Raw genomic sequence first — 15,569 nt, 5'->3', positions numbered from 1 at the left:
TCACGCACAAATGACGCAAGATGAGCGCCGTCCGGGTTGAACCGAAGCGGTTTCGCGTCGAAAGCTGAACCATGAACCACACGCTCCCTAGCACGGTCTTCTGTCTGGCAGCGACGCTCTGCGCGGCGCCGGCATTCGCTTCCTCAAGCGAAGCCTTCCACACCGACGGTGCGACGATCCGGCTCGTGACGGCGGGCCTCGCCGATGCCGGCGGCAGGCTGCGCGGCGCCCTCGAAATCACGCTCGAGCCCGGCTGGAAGACCTACTGGCGCGACCCGGGCTCCTCCGGAGTGCCGCCCCAGATCGACCTCGCCGGAAGCCTCAACGTCAGTGGCGCAAGCCTCGACTTTCCCGCGCCGCAATGGCACCGCGACGACTATGGCGCCTGGGCCGGCTATGACCGGTCGGTGAGCTTGCCGGTTACCTTCAGCGTCGATGCGCCCGACCGCTATTCCCTCATCGAGGCCAATGTGTTCCTCGGTGTCTGCGACGAGGTCTGCGTCCCGGTGCAGGCAAGTCTCGTCGTCGAGCCGGGCAGCCATCCGGACGATCCCGGCGATATCGCGACGGTCGCCGCTGCCTTTGGCGGCTTGCCTGAGCCGGCCCGCGACGGCTTCACTGTCAGCAAGGCCGAAATCGACGGCGTCTCGTTGCGGCTGGAGATCGACGTGCCGGAAGGGAGCGATACCCTCGATATCTTCCTGGCCGGCGCTGGTGGCTATTTCTTCGGGGTTCCCGAGCGCATCGGGAACCGGGAGGGCCCGGTTGCCTATCAGGTACCGATCCTTGGACGTCCCGCCGGCGGTGATCCGGTCAACATCGACTTTACGCTGGTCGCCGGCGCAAGGTCGGTCAGCGGAACGTTCGAACTGCCCTGACCGCTCTGGACTTTTCCCGCGGGCCGGCTAATTGAGGGTTCGCTTTCCTGCCCCCCGCGGCATATCCGGAGAAAATTGATGACGATTTCCGTTGGCGACAAGCTGCCCGACGCGACTTTCAAGACCCTGACCGCGGACGGCGCGAAGGATTTGAGCGTCGCCGACCTGTTCGAGGGCAAGAAGGTGGTTCTGTTCGGTGTGCCCGGCGCCTTCACGCCCACCTGCAGCAACAACCACCTGCCCGGCTATCTGGAAAATTACGACGCCATCCTCGGCAAGGGCGTCAATACCATCGCCGTGGTGTCGGTGAATGACCATCACGTCATGAGCGCCTGGGCGCGCTTTACCGGCGGCGAGGGAAAGCTCGTTTACCTGGCCGACGGCAATGGCGACTTCACCCGCGCGATCGGACTGGACGCCGATCTCAGCGCCGGCGGCCTCGGCCTGCGCTCGAAGCGTTTTTCGATGATCGTCGACGACCGCACGGTGAGCGAACTCAATGTCGAGGGTGCTCCCGGCAAGGCGGTCGAATCGGGTGCGGCCCGCATCCTCGAGCAGCTCTGATATCCGATAGCGCTTACGACGTGCCCTGAGCCTTGCGGGCCGCCGGCTTCGGCGGCCTGTGCTTTTTCAGCGCCTCGCGCGCCAGTTCGTCGGCGCGCTCGTTCTCGGCATGGCCGGCATGGCCCTTGACCCAGTTCCAGGTGACCTTGTGGCGGTGATTGGCCTCGTCCAGCGCCTGCCACAGCTCGACATTCTTCACCGGCTTCTTGTCGGCGGTGCGCCAGCCATTGCGCTTCCAGCCGTGGATCCAGCCCGAGATGCCGTCCATGACGTATTTGCTGTCGGTGTGCATTTCGACCTGGCACGGTTCCTTCAGCGCATTCAGCGCCTCGATCGCCGCCATCAGTTCCATGCGGTTGTTGGTGGTCATCGGCTCGCCGCCGGAGAGTTCCTTCTCGCTGCCGTTGAAGCGCAGGATGGCGCCCCAGCCGCCCGGACCCGGATTGCCCGAGCAGGCGCCGTCGGTGAAAATCTCGATCTTCTTCACGATCTGCCCAGCCCGTATTCGGAAACGCCGCCGATGTGGCGGTGGAACCGCAGCCGGCGGATGAACTCGTTCGGGTCGCGCTTCTGCACCAGCGCGCCGTCGGGAATGGTGAGCCAGTCATAAAGGCGCGTCAGCGTGAAACGCAGCGCCGAGCCGCGCGCCAGCAATGGCAGCGCCTGCCTTTCCGCCTCCTGCAACGGCCGCACGCTCTCGTAGCCGGAAAGGAAGGCCTGGCCCTTGGTCAGGTTGAAGGCGTTGTCCTTTTCGAAGCACCAGGCGTTGAGGCAGGTCGCGACGTCATAGGCAAAAAGGTCGTTGCAGGCGAAATAGAAGTCGATCAGTCCCGACAACCGGTCGCCGAGAAAGAACACATTGTCGGGAAAAAGGTCGGCATGGATTACACCCGCGGGCAGATCGTCGGGCCAGCCCGCCGCGAAGGCGTCGAACTCGCCGTCGATCTCGGCCACCAGCCCCGGTTCGAACTCGTCGGCGCGCGGGCGCGCCTGCGCCCAAAGCCGGCGCCAGCCATCGACGGAGAGCGCGTTGTCGCGTTTCAGCGCGAAGTCGGACCCGGCCAGGTGCAGCCCTGCTAGCGCCTCCCCCACCGCCCGGCAATGCGCCGCAGTCGGCCGGCGGACCCAGACGCCTTCGAGGAAGGTGATGATCGCCGCCGGCCGGCCGGCGATCTCGCCGATCAGCGAACCGTCGCGGCGCTCGACCGGCAGCGGGCAGGAGATGCCCTTGTTGGCCAGGTGCTGCATCAGCCCCAGAAAAAAGGGCAGGTCGCCGGCGTCCACCCGCCGCTCGTAGAGCGTCAGGATATAGGTGCCGGCGCTGGTGTGCAGGTAGAAGTTCGAATTCTCCGACCCCTCGGCGATCCCCTTGTAGGACATCATCTCGCCGAGATCGTAGCCGGCGAGGAACTGCGCGAGTTCGACCTCGCTGATGTCGGTATAGACCGCCATCGGCGCGCTCTAGCCGTTCACGAAGGCCATGTCGGCCCGGGTCAGCTCGACGTCTCTCAGGGCCCGCATCACCGGGAAATCCTCGGTTTCCTCCGCCGTCACCGCCAGTTCCACGGTCACCTCGAAGCGCTCGCGGAAGGCCTCGATGATCTCGTTGACGATGATCTCGGGCGCCGAGGCCCCGGCCGAAAGGCCGATCGTGCGGATCGGTCCGAGGCTGTCCCAGGGGATCTCCGAGGCGCGCTGGACCAGCAGCGCGCGCTTGGAGCCGGCGCGTTCGGCGACCTCGACCAGGCGGCGCGAATTGGACGAGTTCGGCGCGCCGACCACCAGGAAGAGGTCGGCGCCGGGGGCTGCTTCCTTCACCGCGTCCTGGCGGTTGGTGGTCGCGTAACAGATCGATTCGGCGGCCGGCGCCTGCATTTCCGGAAACCGCGCCTGCAGCGCCGTGATGATGCCGGCGGTGTCGTCGACCGACAGCGTCGTCTGGGTGACGAAGCCGAGTGCCGCCGGATCTTCGGGGCTGAAGGCCGCCACGTCCTCCTCGGTCTCGATCAGGCTCACCGCGCCCTGCGGCAACTGCCCCATCGTGCCGATCACCTCGGGATGGCCGGCATGGCCGACCAGCACCACGTGGCGGCCGAGACGGTAATGGCGGATTGCCTGCTTGTGCACCTTGGAGACCAGCGGGCAGGTCGCGTCGAGATAGAAGAGATGCCGGTCCTCGGCGTCCCTCGGCACCGATTTCGGCACGCCATGGGCCGAAAACACCACCGGGCAGTGGCGGTGCGTCGCCGGTATCTCGTCGAGTTCCTCCACGAACACGGCGCCGAGATTCTGCAGCCCCTCGACCACGTAGCGGTTGTGCACGATCTCGTGGCGCACATAGACCGGCGCGCCGTATTTCTTCAGCGCCAACACCACGATCTGGATCGCGCGGTCGACGCCGGCGCAAAAGCCGCGCGGTCCGCAGAGCCGTATCGTCAGGGGCTGGCCGGTTTTCTGAAGCATCAGGTCGCTCGTTTCAACGCAGCGGAAATGAGGGTGCACACCGGCCCGTGTCAAGGGCGCGGCGCCGCCCGCGAGCGTCTGGTGCGCACCACGAAGACGGCAACGACCCCGGCCAGGGCCGCCGCCAGCCCGTACCAGGTGACCGCGTATTGCAGATGGTTGTTGGGCAAATCGATCAGCGTCACGCCACCGGCGGGCCAGCCGCCGGGGTTCGGACTGTCGCTGGCATCGACGAAGAACGGCACCACCTCGGCGTCGGCGGGCAGGCCGGCGCTCGCCGCCATCGCCTCGATGTCCTTCCAGTAGAAGATGTTCTTGGCAAGATCGTTGTCTGGCAGGATCGAGGACGGTTTCTGGTCCAGCCGGTCACGCGCCAGCCCGATGACTTCGACCTCGCCGGCGACCTGCCCCCCGGCGCGCGTGTCGGCCGGCTTGCGGTCGTAGGGCACGAAACCGCGGTTGACGAAAAGAAAATCACCCCCGGTCAGCCGCAGCGGCGTATAGACGAAATAGCCCGACGCGCCCTTCCAGGTGGCAAAGAAATGCCTCTCTCCGGAATGGTCGAACGTCCCCCGCGCCGAAACAGGCAGATATTCGATGTCCTCCCCGCCGCCATGCAGCGCCCTCGCCTCGTCCAGCGCCACCGGAGGCTGGTGGATGCGTTCCTCGATGGTGGCAAGCAGCCCCTGCTTCCAGATCAACCGGCGCACCTGCCAGGTGCCGAGCGCGCACAGGATGGCGAACAGGATGGCGCCGGCAAGGACGACCTTCCAGACCGCCGGGCCCTGGCGCGGTGCGGCCACGGCGCTCATTTGTCCCCGTCCAGCCGACCCTCGGCTGCCTTGTTGGCATATTGCAGGGTGATCAGTACCCCCTTGAACAGGCGCAGCGGCACCAGCGAGCCGACGATCGCCAGCGGAATCCAGATGATGAAATGCAGCCACAGCGGCGGCCCGAACGAGACCTCGACCCAGAGCGCCAGCCCGACGACGATGAAACCGATGATGAGGATGACGAACACCGCCGGCCCGTCGCCGGCATCCGCGAAACCGTAGTCGAGCCCACAATTGGCGCAGCCGGGCCGCAGCGTCAGATAGCCCGAGAACAGCCTACCTTCGCCGCAGCGCGGGCAGCGTCCCTTGAGGCCCGCCGCGACCGGCTCGACCGGCGGGAAATGCGCCCTGTCCGCGCTCACGGCCTGATCTCGATGGCCGTGCCGTTCTTCACCATCGCCCAGATCTCGTCCATCTCCTGATCGGTGACGGCGATGCAGCCGTCGGTCCAGTCGAATCGCTGCAGCAGCCAGGACCACCAGCCAAAGCCGTTGGGCTGGCCGTGTATCATGATCATGCCGCCGGGGTCGACGCCCGCCTTTGTCGCAGCCGCGCGGTCGTCGGCGTCCGGATAGGAGCCGTGGATCGATTTGTGAAAGCTCGACTTTTCGTTACGCCAGTCGAGCACGTAGCGGCCTTCCGGCGTGCGTTCGTCGCCTTCCTGGCGCTTGTGGCCGACAGGCGCGTCGCCGAGCGCGATCCAGTAGGTGCGCAAGACCGTGTCGCCGCGCATCAGCACCATTCGGCGCTCGGCCTTTTCGACGATGACGAGGTCGGCGACATCGCCTGCTACGGCGGGAATTGCCGCCAGGCCGGCCAGTAGTGTGAATGCCATGAGGCTCAACAAGCGCATGCCGAACCCTGCCGGCCGAATGCGCCGACAAAAAGAACGGCCGCCCGCAGGCGGCCGCGGCAGACCCATCGTGGCGCGCTCAGTGCGCGATCGTCGCGCCGGCCGAGGCCCAGACATAGACGCAGGCAAACAGGAACAGCCAGACCACATCGACGAAGTGCCAGTACCAGGCCGCGGCCTCGAAGCCGAAATGCTGCTTCGACGTGAAGTCGCCGGCCATGGCGCGGAACAGGCACACCAGCAGGAAGATGGTGCCGACCAGAACATGGAAGCCGTGAAAGCCGGTCGCCATGAAGAACGTGGCGCCGTAGATCGAATCGGAAAACGCGAACGGCGCGTGCATGTATTCGTAGACCTGCACGAAGGAGAACAGCACGCCGAGCGCGACCGTGATCGCCAGACCCCAGATGAGGCCCTTGCGATCGTCGTGCAGCAGCGCGTGGTGCGCCCAGGTGACCGTGGTGCCCGACAGAAGCAGGATGATGGTGTTGTAGAGCGGCAGGTGGAAGGGATCGAGCACCTCGATGCCCTGCGGCGGCCAGATGCCGCCGGTATATTCCGCCCGCGCCACCTGCGCTGCCTCGTTGGGAAACAGGCTGGCGTCGAAGAAAGCCCAGAACCAGGCGACGAAGAACATCACCTCGGAGGCGATGAACATGATCATGCCGTAGCGCAGGTGCAACGACACGACCCGGGTGTGATGGCCTTCATGCGCTTCCTTGATCGTGTCCGACCACCACGAGATCATGGTGTAGATGACGATCAGGAAGCCGATCGCGAAGATCCAGTATTTGGCGCCGGCGAGATCGAGGCCGAACAGCGGCAGCGAGCCACTCTTCAGGCTCTGCATCCAGGCGATGCCGCCGATCGCCATGACGAGCGCGCCGACCGAGCCGATGAACGGCCACGGGCTCGGGTCGATGATGTGGTAGTCGTGTTGCGGTTTGGCGTGGGCGTCAGCCATCATTATCCCCCGAGCTTATCGGTCCCGTCCGTCGTTGCGTTCACTTCTCCGCCATCCGCGGCGCCCGCGACAGGCTGGTCCTGGTCGATGGCGAAGAAGGTATAGGAAAGGGTGATCGTGTCGACCTTCTTCAGTTCCGGCACGTCGACGATCGCCGGGTCGATGAAGAAGACCACGGGCATCTCCATCGTCTCGCCCGGCTTGAGTTCGGTGTCGGTGAAGCAGAAGCACTCGACCTTGTTGAAATAGGCGCCCGCAGTCGGCGGCGAGACGTTGAAGGACGCGCGGCCGCGCGTCGGCCGCGAGAACGGGTTGGTCGCGGTGTACGCGATCTGCGCCGTTTCGCCGATCCGGACGGTCACGTCGCGCTCGACCGGCGCGAACGCCCATGGAAGGTTGCTCGCGACATTGGCGTCGAATCGGATGGTGATCTCGCGGTCGAGAATGGTGTCGGAATATTGCTCGACGCGCTGCGTGGTGCCGCCATAGCCGGTCACCTGGCAGAAAAGCTGATAGAGCGGCACCGCGGCATAGGACATGCCGACCATGCCTGCGAAAAACGCCACGCAGGCGCCCGCGACCACGCGGTTCGAGCGTGTCGTCTTTGCCTTGGGATCGCTGCTTGCCTGGCTCATGGTCTCAGAGCGCCCGCTCGAAGAGCGCCGGTCCGAACTTGGCGATGGTGGCGAAATAGAAGATGACCACCATAGCCGCCAGCGCCAGCGCGATCGCGACGGAGCGGGCGCGGCGCGCCTTGGCCTGAGCCGGGGTGAGCGTGATTCCCTTGTCCTCGGTCGCCATCATCAAATCCACAAGCGGCCGGCGATGGTGTCGAGCAGATAGGCGGCGAAGATCGCGAACAGATACAGGATCGAGAAGGCGAACAGCGCCTTGGCGGGCCGCATCGAGCGGTCGCCATCCGCCATCTGGAGCACCTGCCATGCATACCACACGAAGCCCGCGCCGAGTCCTGCCGACACCGCGCCATAGGCGGCGCTGGCGAAGCCGAGAGCCCAGGGCAGCACGCCGACCGGCGCGATTACCAGCGCGTAGGCGAAGATCTGGCGGCGCGTGGAGGCCACGCCGGCCACATTCGGCATCATCGGGATGCCGGCGCGCGCGTAGTCACCCGACTTGAACAGCGCCAGCGCCCAGAAGTGCGGCGGCGTCCACAGGAAGATGATCAGGAACAGGATAACGCTTTCCAGGCTGAGGGAGCCGGTGGCGGCGGCCCAGCCGACCATCGGCGGGAAGGCGCCCGCCGCGCCGCCGATGACGATGTTCTGCGGGGTCCAGCGCTTGAGCCACATCGTGTAGATGACGACGTAGAAGAAGATCGTGAAGGCCAGCAGTGCCGCAGCCATCCAGTTGACGATGACGCCCAGCGTCATCACCGAAAAGAAGGAAAGCACCAGCCCGAAGACGAGAGCCTCTTCCGGCTGTATGCGGCCCGAAGGCACGGGGCGGCTGGCGGTGCGCGCCATCTTGCCGTCGATGTCGGCGTCGTACCACATGTTGAGCGCGCCGGACGCACCGGCGCCGACCGCGATCGACAGGATAGCGACCAGCGCGATGAACGGATTCACCGACACCGGCGCCGCCACCAGTCCGACGACCGCCGTGAACACGACCAGCGACATCACCCGCGGCTTGAGCAGCGCGAAATAGTCGCCGGGCGTCGCCTCCGAGAGGCGAACGGTCGCATCTTGCCTGCCGTGGTTGTCGACGATGGCCATCGGTCGTTACCGTTTTCGTCCCTTGTTGGCCCTGTTGGCCGAAACCGCCGGGCTGGCCGGCGGTTCCTCTCTTGCAGCCTATCCTACTTGATCTTCGGCAGTTCTTCCCACTGGTGGAAGGGCGGCGGCGAAGGCAGCTGCCATTCCAGGGTCGTCGCGCCCTCGCCCCACGGATTGGCGCCCGCCGCCCGCTTCTTCTGGAAGGCTTCGAACACGCCGTAGAGGAAGATCAGGACGCCGATCGCGGAGATGTAGGAACCGTAGGAAGAGACAAGGTTCCAGCCGGCGAAGGCGTCCGGATAGTCGATGTAGCGGCGCGGCATGCCAGCCAGGCCGAGGAAATGCTGCGGGAAGAAGATCAGGTTCACGCCGACGAAGGTCACCCAGAAATGGGTGCGCGCGACGAACGGCGAGTACATGTAGCCGGTCATCTTCGGGAACCAGTAGTACCAGGCCGCGAAGATGGCGAAGACCGCGCCCAGCGACAGCACGTAGTGGAAGTGCGCCACCACGTAATAGGTGTCGTGGAAGGAGCGGTCGAGGCCGGCATTGGCGAGCTGGACGCCGGTGACGCCGCCGACCGTGAACAGGAAGATGAAGCCGATCGCCCACAGCATCGGCGTGCGCATGGAGATCGATCCGCCCCACATGGTGGCGATCCACGAGAATATCTTCACGCCGGTCGGCACCGCGATCACCATGGTGGCGAAAACGAAATAGCGCTGGGCGTCGAGCGACAGCCCGGTCGTGTACATGTGGTGGGCCCACACGATGAAGCCGACGACGCCGATCGCGACCATGGCGTAGGCCATGCCGAGATAACCGAAGACCGGCTTGCGCGAGAAGGTCGACACGATGTGGCTGACAATGCCGAAGCCCGGCAGGATCAGGATGTAGACTTCCGGGTGACCGAAGAACCAGAACAGGTGCTGGAACAGGATCGGGTCGCCACCGCCGTCGGGAGCGAAGAAAGCGGTGCCGAAATTGCGGTCGGTCAGAAGCATGGTGATGCCGCCGGCAAGGACCGGAAGCGACAGCAGCAGCAGGAACGCCGTGATCAGCACCGACCAGGCGAAAAGCGGCATCTTGTGCAGCGTCATGCCCGGGGCGCGCATGTTGAAGATGGTGGTGATGAAGTTGATCGCGCCGAGGATCGACGAGGCGCCGGCGATGTGCAGCGACAGGATGGCGAAATCCATCGCAGGTCCGGGCTGGCCCGAAGTCGAAAGCGGCGGATAGATGGTCCAGCCGCCGCCGACGCCGTAGCCGCCGGCAGGGCCGGGCACGAACATCGACAGAAGCAGCAGAATGAAGGCGGGCGGCAAGAGCCAGAAGGAGATGTTGTTCATGCGCGGGAACGCCATGTCCGGTGCGCCGATCATGATCGGCACCATCCAGTTGGCGAAGCCGCCGATCAGCGCCGGCATGACCATGAAGAAGATCATGATCAGGCCGTGGCCGGTCGTGAACACGTTGTACATGTGCTTGCCGGCGTCGAGCGCGGTCGCGCCTTCGACGCCGTAGACCATCTCTGCCAGGCCATGGAATATCTGGATGCCCGGCTCCGCCAGTTCCCAGCGCATCATCACCGACAGGAAGCCGCCGATGATGCCCGCGATGATCGCGAAGATCAGGTAGAGCGTGCCGATGTCCTTGTGGTTGGTCGAATAGACCCACCGCGTCCAGCCATAGGGCTTGTGGTCGTGTTCGGCGTCGTGAGCTGCAGCGCCAGCCATGTTAGAGCTCCGTTTCCCTGTTCCCCAGACCGCGCGGCATCAATTGCCGGCGTCCGCAACCCTGGTTTCGGCCTCGACCGCCGCCATCAGCGCCTTGTTGGCGCCCGGCAGGTCGGACTGGGCCGCGGCAAGCCAGGTATCGTACTGTTCCCGCGTCACCACGCGGATGCCGATCGGCATGAAGGCATGGTCCTTGCCGCACAGTTCCGAGCACTGTCCGTAATAGAGGCCTTCCTTCTTGGCCTTGAACCAGATTTCATTGATGCGCCCGGGCACGGCGTCGGTCTTCACCCCGAAGGCCGGCATGGCGAAGGCATGGATGACGTCGCTCGCGGTCACCAGCACGCGAACCGTCGTATCGACCGGCACGACAACTTCGTTGTCGACGGCGAGAAGCCTCGGATAGGCCGCCATGTCTTCCTTGCCGAGTCCGGCGCGGTCGTCGTCCTGCAGGATCAGCGAGGAAAAGTTGAGAGGCTCCTCGGTCTGGTATTCGTAATCCCAGTACCACTGTACCCCGGTCGCCTTGATGGTGATCTCGGGGTCTTCCGGCGGCGTGTACTGGGCGGTCAGCAACTGGAACGAGGGCACTGCGAGGAAAAGCAGGATGACCACCGGCCCGACCGTCCAGATGACCTCGATCAGCGTGTTGTGGCTGGTGCGCGACGGCGTCGGGTTGGCGCTTTCGCGGAAGCGGAAAATCGCCCAGGCGAGCAGCGCCAGCACCAGGATGGTGATCGGGACGATGAACCAGAGCGTATAGATCTCGAACCAGGTGGTCTGCTCCATGATGGAGGTGACCGCCGGCTGGAAGCGCCACTGCCAGGGTTCGGGCTGCGCGGCGAGGGCTGGCGCCGATACCGTCAGCGCCGGAATGCCGGACAGGATCGCCAGGGGCTTTCTCATCACGCTTCTCTTCTCCTCGATCGGAATGCGCGGCCGTCAGCCTGTGCGCGCCAAATATCGCCGGGCAGGACTCCCGGTCGCGAGTTGGCCGTTAAAACCATACTCTCCGGCCGTCCGCAAGAAAGCCCCCTTTCGATGCCATGCGGCATTTTTGCGCGAAGCCTCGAAATGGCAAGCGGCGGGCGGAAAGCCACCGCGGTCGGCCGCAACAGCGTGACGGCGTCGCATTTCGGACCGATTTCGCATGCATCTGCGGAGATCGTCCGAATTCCGGGCCTGCCGCGCCCGTGGCGGCTTTGTTTGGGCCCTTGCGCGGGATAGATTTGGGTGATTCGCCCTGGAGCCGACATGCCGATGATATTTGCACGCGCCTTCGCCGCGGCCGCCCTGGCGGCACTTCTTCTCGCCCTGCCCGGCGGCGCGTCGGCGCAACAGGCCGGCTCGGTCCGCTCGACCCATGGCGCATGGTCGATCATCTGCGACATTCCGGCCGGCGCGACCGGCGAGCAATGCGCGTTGATGCAGAATGTCGTCGCCGAGGACCGTCCCGAGGTCGGGCTTTCGGTGGTGGTTCTGAAGACCGCCGACAACAAGGCCGAGATCTTGCGCGTCCTCGCTCCCCTCGGCGTGCTCTTGCCCAACGGGCTCGGCCTCAACGTCGACGGCAAGGACATCGGCCGCGCCTATTTCGTGCGCTGCTTCCAGGACGGCTGTTACGCCGAGGTGATTCTGGAAGACCCGCTGCTGGAGACTCTGAAGACGGGAACCGCGGCGACCTTCATCGTGTTCCAGACGCCGGAGGAAGGCATCGGCATCCCGGTCGACCTCGCCGGCTTTTCTGCGGGTTTCGCCGAACTTCCCTAACGTTTCCGCATTTTTCCGGAGGTTTTGCCGCGGGTTTCGCGACCATTCCTCACCTGCGCAGCCCGAGGAACACGCCGAAGCCGCCGGCGATGCCCAGCCCAAGCCCCATCAGCGCGTAGTCGCGTCCGAACGGCAAACCGCAGGCAAGGCCGACCACGGCGCCGATCGAAAGCCAGATCAGAAGTCGCATCGCGCCAATCGTCCGCCTTGCATGCAAGTCCGCTCGAGCGCGACTATATAGGCGGGAAAAGCAGATTCCAGAAGACGGAGTTCATCAGTCGTGGCCACCCCCCTTCTCGAACGATTCGACATCTCGGAAGAAGCCGTCCGCCGGCATGTCTCGCAGGCGATCGCCGGTGCCGACGACGGCGAGCTCTTCCTGGAATATTCCGAAGGCGAGGCGCTTGTCTTCGACAACGGCCGCCTGAAGACGGCGAATTTCAATCAGGATCAAGGGTTTGGCCTGCGCGCGGTGGCCGGCGAGGCGACCGGCTATGCTCATTCGAGCGAGCTTTCCGAAAGCGCGCTGTTGCGCGCGGCCGACGCCGTCTCGGCGGTCAAGGCCGGGTACTCCGGCACGCTTGCCGATGCCCCGGCGGGCACCAACCGCAAGCTCTACGGTGACGAAAACCCGATCGCGGAACCGGGCTTCGCCGAAAAGGCCGGGCTGCTGCAGGAAATCGATGCCTGGCTGCGGGCGAAGGACCCGCGCGTACGCCAGGTGACCGCATCGCTCGCGGCGTCATGGCAGAATGTCGAGATCTTGCGCGCCGACGGTCATTTCGTTCGCGATATCAGGCCCTTGGTGCGAATGAACGTCTCCGTCGTGGTCGGCGACGGCGACCGCCAGGAGACCGGTTCCCATGGCATGGGCGGGCGCAAGTCGTTCGGCGAGTTCGTGGCCGAGGGCTCGTGGCAGCACGCGGCCAGTGAGGCGCTGCGGCAGGCGCTGGTCAATCTGGAGGCGGTGGCAGCCCCCGCCGGCACCTTCGACATCGTGCTCGGCGCCGGCTGGCCCGGCGTGATGCTGCACGAGGCGGTCGGCCACGGACTCGAAGGCGACTTCAACCGCAAGAAGACCTCGGCCTTTTCCGGCCTGATGGGCCAGCAGGTAGCCGCCAGGGGCGTCACCGTCGTCGACGACGGCACCATCGCCGAGCGGCGCGGTTCGCTCACCATCGACGACGAAGGCACGCCAACCAATCGCAACGTTCTCATCGAGGACGGCAAGCTGGTCGGCTACATGCAGGATCGGCAGAATGCGCGTCTGATGGGCGTTGCGGCGACCGGCAACGGCCGGCGCGAATCCTACGCGCACGAGCCGATGCCGCGCATGACCAACACCTTCATGACCGGCGGCGACAAGGAACCGGCCGAAATCATCGCTTCGGTGAAGGACGGCATCTATGCCGTCTCCTTCGGCGGTGGCCAGGTCGACATTACCTCGGGCAAGTTCGTCTTCGCCTGCACGGAGGCCTACCGTATCGAGGACGGCAAGGTGACCCGGCCTATCAAGGGCGCGATGCTGATCGGCAACGGCCCCGACGCCATGCACCGGGTCTCCATGATCGGCAACGACATGAAGCTCGACACCGGCATCGGCATGTGCGGCAAGGCGGGCCAGGGCGTACCAGTCGGCGTCGGCCAGCCACATCTCAGGATGGACCGCATGACCGTCGGCGGCACGGAAACCTAGGCGCACCCGGGCCGCCCGCGACAACACTTGTCTATCGCTTTCTCACAGGGAGGCCCGTTTGTCCCCCACGCTTCGCGTACAACGCGTCTAGATGACCATCAACCGGCGATCTTGATAGACAAACCATGACCCCCTCCTCCATCGTCATCCTCACCGGGGCCGGAATCTCCGCCGAATCGGGCGTCGACACCTTTCGCGACAAGGACGGCATCTGGTCGAAGATCGACTATCGCGATGTCGCAACGCCGGAGGGCTTTGCCCGCGACCCGGCGCAGGTGCACGATTTCTACAACCAGCGCCGCCGCGGCATGACCGGCGTGACGCCCAACCCAGCGCATGCCGCGCTCGCCGAACTCGAAAGGCGCTACGACGGCGACTTTCTGCTGGTCACGCAGAATATCGATGATCTGCACGAGCGCGCCGGATCGCGCAAGCTGATCCACATGCATGGGGAGCTTGCGCGGGCGCTGTGCGCCAATTGCGGCAACCGGCAGGAATGGAACGGCGACCTGTCGGTCGAACTCGCCTGCCCGTCCTGCAACTCGCCCGGCTTCATGCGCCCGGATGTCGTGTGGTTCGGCGAAATGCCCTATCACATGGAGCGCATCTACGAGGCGCTGGGCAACTGTGATCTGTTCGTCGCCATCGGCACCAGCGGCACCGTCTACCCCGCCGCCGGCTTCAACGAGGAGGCGCGTATGGCGGGTGCCCATACGGTCGAACTCAACCTCGAGGCGACGGAGGGCTCCTACAGGTTTGCGGAGACGCAGCACGGCAAGGCGAGCGAGATCGTGCCGGCCTTCGTGGAGCGGGTGTTGGGCCGCGGCTGACGAACCTCAACGGCGGCCGAGGCTTCCAACCAGCTTCAGGCGAGCAGCTCGCATCCGTATTTGCGGACCGTGGCCGGCAGTGTCTCGAAGTCGGGCATCGCCTCGCCCTCAAGCGGCAGCCTGAACTCTCCGGCCGGTTCGCTGGTCTCCATCAGGAGGCCTTCGAAACCGCCGGGCGTGAACAGGAACAGCAGTCGGGCTGGCCCGCGCCTGATCGCATAGCGATGAGGCACGCCGCGCGGGCCGAACAGCATCGTGCCCGGACCCGCATGCGTGATGGTGCCCCCAACCTCGAACTCGACCTCGCCCTCCAGAACCCAGAAAGTCTCGTCCTCTCGATGGTGAACGTGTAGTGGCGTCTCGCTTTCGTCCTCGCGCACTTCGACAAGCGTGTACAGCCCGCCCGTCTCCGCACTCGTCGCCTTGATCAGCGCCAGCGAACCCATCCACCAGCGGGCCGTTCCTTCATCCTTGCCACGCGCAAACACCCGCGAAGCGTTCTCCGACAGTTGCGAAGTCTCGATAGCCGCGGTCATCAACGTTTCCTTTCCTGACAGCAACAAAAGCCGGCTAGCTGCCGGGCGACTCTTTCGCCTGCTCCAGCCAGCAAACCACCATCGCCACCAGCGCGTCAGCCGCCTCGCTCGCATCAAGGCCACGCTCGTTCATCGCCTTGAACGACGGAAAATCGAACAGCGCGCTCACGATTCGCGCCTGAACGACCGTAGGGGCGGCCGGACGCAGTGCCGTTCCAACGAGGTGCGCGACCACGCCGCGCAGATAATCTTCCCATTCACGGATCGCCGGCAATTCGCGTTCGCGCAGGTCACTCTCCAGATGACGGCCACCGCGCTCGTAGAAGGCGAACAGCGCCGTCGCGACGCGGCGAAGCCTGTCGGAAACAAGCGTCGCATCGCCGATCAGATGATCTGCGTCTTCCGCCGAAGGCGGCCGGATTCGCTGCATCAGCAGCTCCCCGCATGCCGGCACAAGCTCGGCCAGGGTCGGGAAATGCTTGTAGACCGTTCCCAGCGCCACATCCGCCTCCTGCGCGATGTCCTTCCAGCTGGTCGCGAGAATTCCCTTCTCGCCATGGAGTTGCATGGCCGCCTGGACGATCCGCAGGCGCGTGTCGGCGACGGCTTCGCTCCTCTTCTTCATGCGATACCGGCGCGGCGACATAGGATGGACCCTTTAATTGGATAGATGGTACAGTCAAATGTTCAACATGGCAAGATCACATGTC

20 protein-coding genes are annotated in these 15,569 nt (G+C 65.1%); 5 read left to right on the top strand and 15 right to left on the bottom strand.

What is annotated here, in order from left to right; all coding sequences use genetic code 11:
* The first annotated feature begins 71 nt into the window (after nucleotides 1–71).
* Both FQ775_RS01560 and FQ775_RS01555 read left to right on the top strand, forming a co-directional pair.
* Complete coding sequence (locus tag FQ775_RS01560; RefSeq protein ID WP_146299163.1) at nucleotides 72–878, top strand: protein-disulfide reductase DsbD domain-containing protein; 807 nt, start codon at nucleotides 72–74, stop codon at nucleotides 876–878.
* Between the two features lie 78 nt (nucleotides 879–956).
* Nucleotides 957–1,442: a peroxiredoxin gene (locus tag FQ775_RS01555; protein WP_146299162.1), complete on the top strand. Its 486-nt coding sequence runs from the start codon at nucleotides 957–959 to the stop codon at nucleotides 1,440–1,442.
* Between the two features lie 13 nt (nucleotides 1,443–1,455).
* Here FQ775_RS01555 and rnhA read toward each other — a convergent pair whose 3' ends face one another.
* The 12 genes from rnhA to coxB all read right to left on the bottom strand — a co-directional run bounded on the left by rnhA (nucleotide 1,456) and on the right by coxB (nucleotide 10,933).
* Complete coding sequence (gene rnhA, locus FQ775_RS01550; RefSeq protein ID WP_146299161.1) at nucleotides 1,456–1,932, bottom strand: ribonuclease HI; 477 nt, start codon at nucleotides 1,930–1,932, stop codon at nucleotides 1,456–1,458.
* Complete coding sequence (locus FQ775_RS01545; RefSeq protein WP_146299160.1) at nucleotides 1,926–2,894, bottom strand: homoserine kinase; 969 nt, start codon at nucleotides 2,892–2,894, stop codon at nucleotides 1,926–1,928. Before FQ775_RS01545 ends, rnhA begins: the two co-directional genes overlap by 7 nt.
* Nucleotides 2,895–2,903: 9 nt before the next feature.
* Nucleotides 2,904–3,905, bottom strand: coding sequence for a 4-hydroxy-3-methylbut-2-enyl diphosphate reductase (gene ispH / locus FQ775_RS01540; RefSeq protein ID WP_146299159.1), 1,002 nt, complete (start codon nucleotides 3,903–3,905; stop codon nucleotides 2,904–2,906).
* 50 nt (nucleotides 3,906–3,955) lie between these two features.
* The gene (locus tag FQ775_RS01535) at nucleotides 3,956–4,717 is read right to left on the bottom strand and encodes an SURF1 family protein (protein ID WP_146299158.1); all 762 of its coding nucleotides are present in this window, start codon (nucleotides 4,715–4,717) and stop codon (nucleotides 3,956–3,958) included.
* Nucleotides 4,714–5,100: a DUF983 domain-containing protein gene (locus tag FQ775_RS01530; RefSeq protein WP_146299157.1), complete on the bottom strand. Its 387-nt coding sequence runs from the start codon at nucleotides 5,098–5,100 to the stop codon at nucleotides 4,714–4,716. Before FQ775_RS01530 ends, FQ775_RS01535 begins: the two co-directional genes overlap by 4 nt.
* Nucleotides 5,097–5,573 carry a L,D-transpeptidase family protein gene (locus FQ775_RS01525; RefSeq protein WP_246730243.1) on the bottom strand — a complete coding sequence of 159 codons (477 nt, stop codon included), beginning with the start codon at nucleotides 5,571–5,573 and terminating at the stop codon, nucleotides 5,097–5,099. Before FQ775_RS01525 ends, FQ775_RS01530 begins: the two co-directional genes overlap by 4 nt.
* 97 nt (nucleotides 5,574–5,670) lie before the next feature.
* The gene (locus FQ775_RS01520) at nucleotides 5,671–6,555 is read right to left on the bottom strand and encodes a cytochrome c oxidase subunit 3 (protein ID WP_146299155.1); all 885 of its coding nucleotides are present in this window, start codon (nucleotides 6,553–6,555) and stop codon (nucleotides 5,671–5,673) included.
* Between the two features lie 2 nt (nucleotides 6,556–6,557).
* The gene (locus FQ775_RS01515) at nucleotides 6,558–7,190 is read right to left on the bottom strand and encodes a cytochrome c oxidase assembly protein (RefSeq protein WP_146299154.1); all 633 of its coding nucleotides are present in this window, start codon (nucleotides 7,188–7,190) and stop codon (nucleotides 6,558–6,560) included.
* Between the two features lie 4 nt (nucleotides 7,191–7,194).
* The gene (locus tag FQ775_RS01510; protein WP_167812726.1) at nucleotides 7,195–7,356 is read right to left on the bottom strand and encodes a cytochrome c oxidase system small membrane protein; all 162 of its coding nucleotides are present in this window, start codon (nucleotides 7,354–7,356) and stop codon (nucleotides 7,195–7,197) included.
* Nucleotides 7,357–7,358: 2 nt separating this feature from the next.
* Complete coding sequence (locus FQ775_RS01505) at nucleotides 7,359–8,291, bottom strand: heme o synthase (protein ID WP_146299153.1); 933 nt, start codon at nucleotides 8,289–8,291, stop codon at nucleotides 7,359–7,361.
* Between the two features lie 83 nt (nucleotides 8,292–8,374).
* On the bottom strand, nucleotides 8,375–10,027 hold the full coding sequence (ctaD, locus tag FQ775_RS01500; protein WP_146299152.1) for a cytochrome c oxidase subunit I: 1,653 nt from the start codon (nucleotides 10,025–10,027) through the stop codon (nucleotides 8,375–8,377).
* Nucleotides 10,028–10,066: 39 nt separating this feature from the next.
* Entirely contained in the window at nucleotides 10,067–10,933 is an 867-nt protein-coding gene (gene coxB, locus FQ775_RS01495) for a cytochrome c oxidase subunit II (RefSeq protein ID WP_146301895.1), read from the bottom strand.
* A 354-nt stretch (nucleotides 10,934–11,287) separates the two neighbouring features.
* Between coxB and FQ775_RS01490 the strand changes: the two genes are divergently transcribed.
* Nucleotides 11,288–11,797, top strand: a complete 510-nt coding sequence (locus FQ775_RS01490; protein ID WP_206064816.1) for an invasion associated locus B family protein — start codon at nucleotides 11,288–11,290, stop codon at nucleotides 11,795–11,797.
* A 49-nt stretch (nucleotides 11,798–11,846) separates the two neighbouring features.
* On the opposite strand, the gene FQ775_RS01485 is transcribed toward FQ775_RS01490, so the two are convergent.
* Nucleotides 11,847–11,987: a hypothetical protein gene (locus FQ775_RS01485; RefSeq protein WP_167812725.1), complete on the bottom strand. Its 141-nt coding sequence runs from the start codon at nucleotides 11,985–11,987 to the stop codon at nucleotides 11,847–11,849.
* Between the two features lie 120 nt (nucleotides 11,988–12,107).
* On the opposite strand from FQ775_RS01485, the gene tldD reads away from it, so the two are divergent.
* Together tldD and FQ775_RS01475 are read left to right on the top strand one after the other, a co-directional pair.
* On the top strand, nucleotides 12,108–13,493 hold the full coding sequence (gene tldD / locus FQ775_RS01480) for a metalloprotease TldD (protein ID WP_432420060.1): 1,386 nt from the start codon (nucleotides 12,108–12,110) through the stop codon (nucleotides 13,491–13,493).
* Nucleotides 13,494–13,618: 125 nt separating this feature from the next.
* Nucleotides 13,619–14,323: an NAD-dependent deacylase gene (locus FQ775_RS01475; protein WP_146299149.1), complete on the top strand. Its 705-nt coding sequence runs from the start codon at nucleotides 13,619–13,621 to the stop codon at nucleotides 14,321–14,323.
* A 35-nt stretch (nucleotides 14,324–14,358) separates the two neighbouring features.
* Here the strand turns inward: FQ775_RS01475 and FQ775_RS01470 are convergent, their stop codons facing one another.
* On the bottom strand, nucleotides 14,359–14,859 hold the full coding sequence (locus tag FQ775_RS01470) for a cupin domain-containing protein (RefSeq protein WP_167812724.1): 501 nt from the start codon (nucleotides 14,857–14,859) through the stop codon (nucleotides 14,359–14,361).
* 34 nt (nucleotides 14,860–14,893) lie between these two features.
* Nucleotides 14,894–15,484, bottom strand: coding sequence for a TetR/AcrR family transcriptional regulator (locus FQ775_RS01465; RefSeq protein ID WP_167812723.1), 591 nt, complete (start codon nucleotides 15,482–15,484; stop codon nucleotides 14,894–14,896).
* Nucleotides 15,485–15,569: the final 85 nt, after the last annotated feature.

The sequence above is a fragment of the Nitratireductor mangrovi genome (assembly GCF_007922615.2).
In the GTDB taxonomy this organism is placed as follows: domain Bacteria; phylum Pseudomonadota; class Alphaproteobacteria; order Rhizobiales; family Rhizobiaceae; genus Mangrovimarina; species Mangrovimarina mangrovi.
Note: the sequence above shows the minus strand (reverse complement) of the source record. Positions and strands in the feature narration are given on the sequence as shown.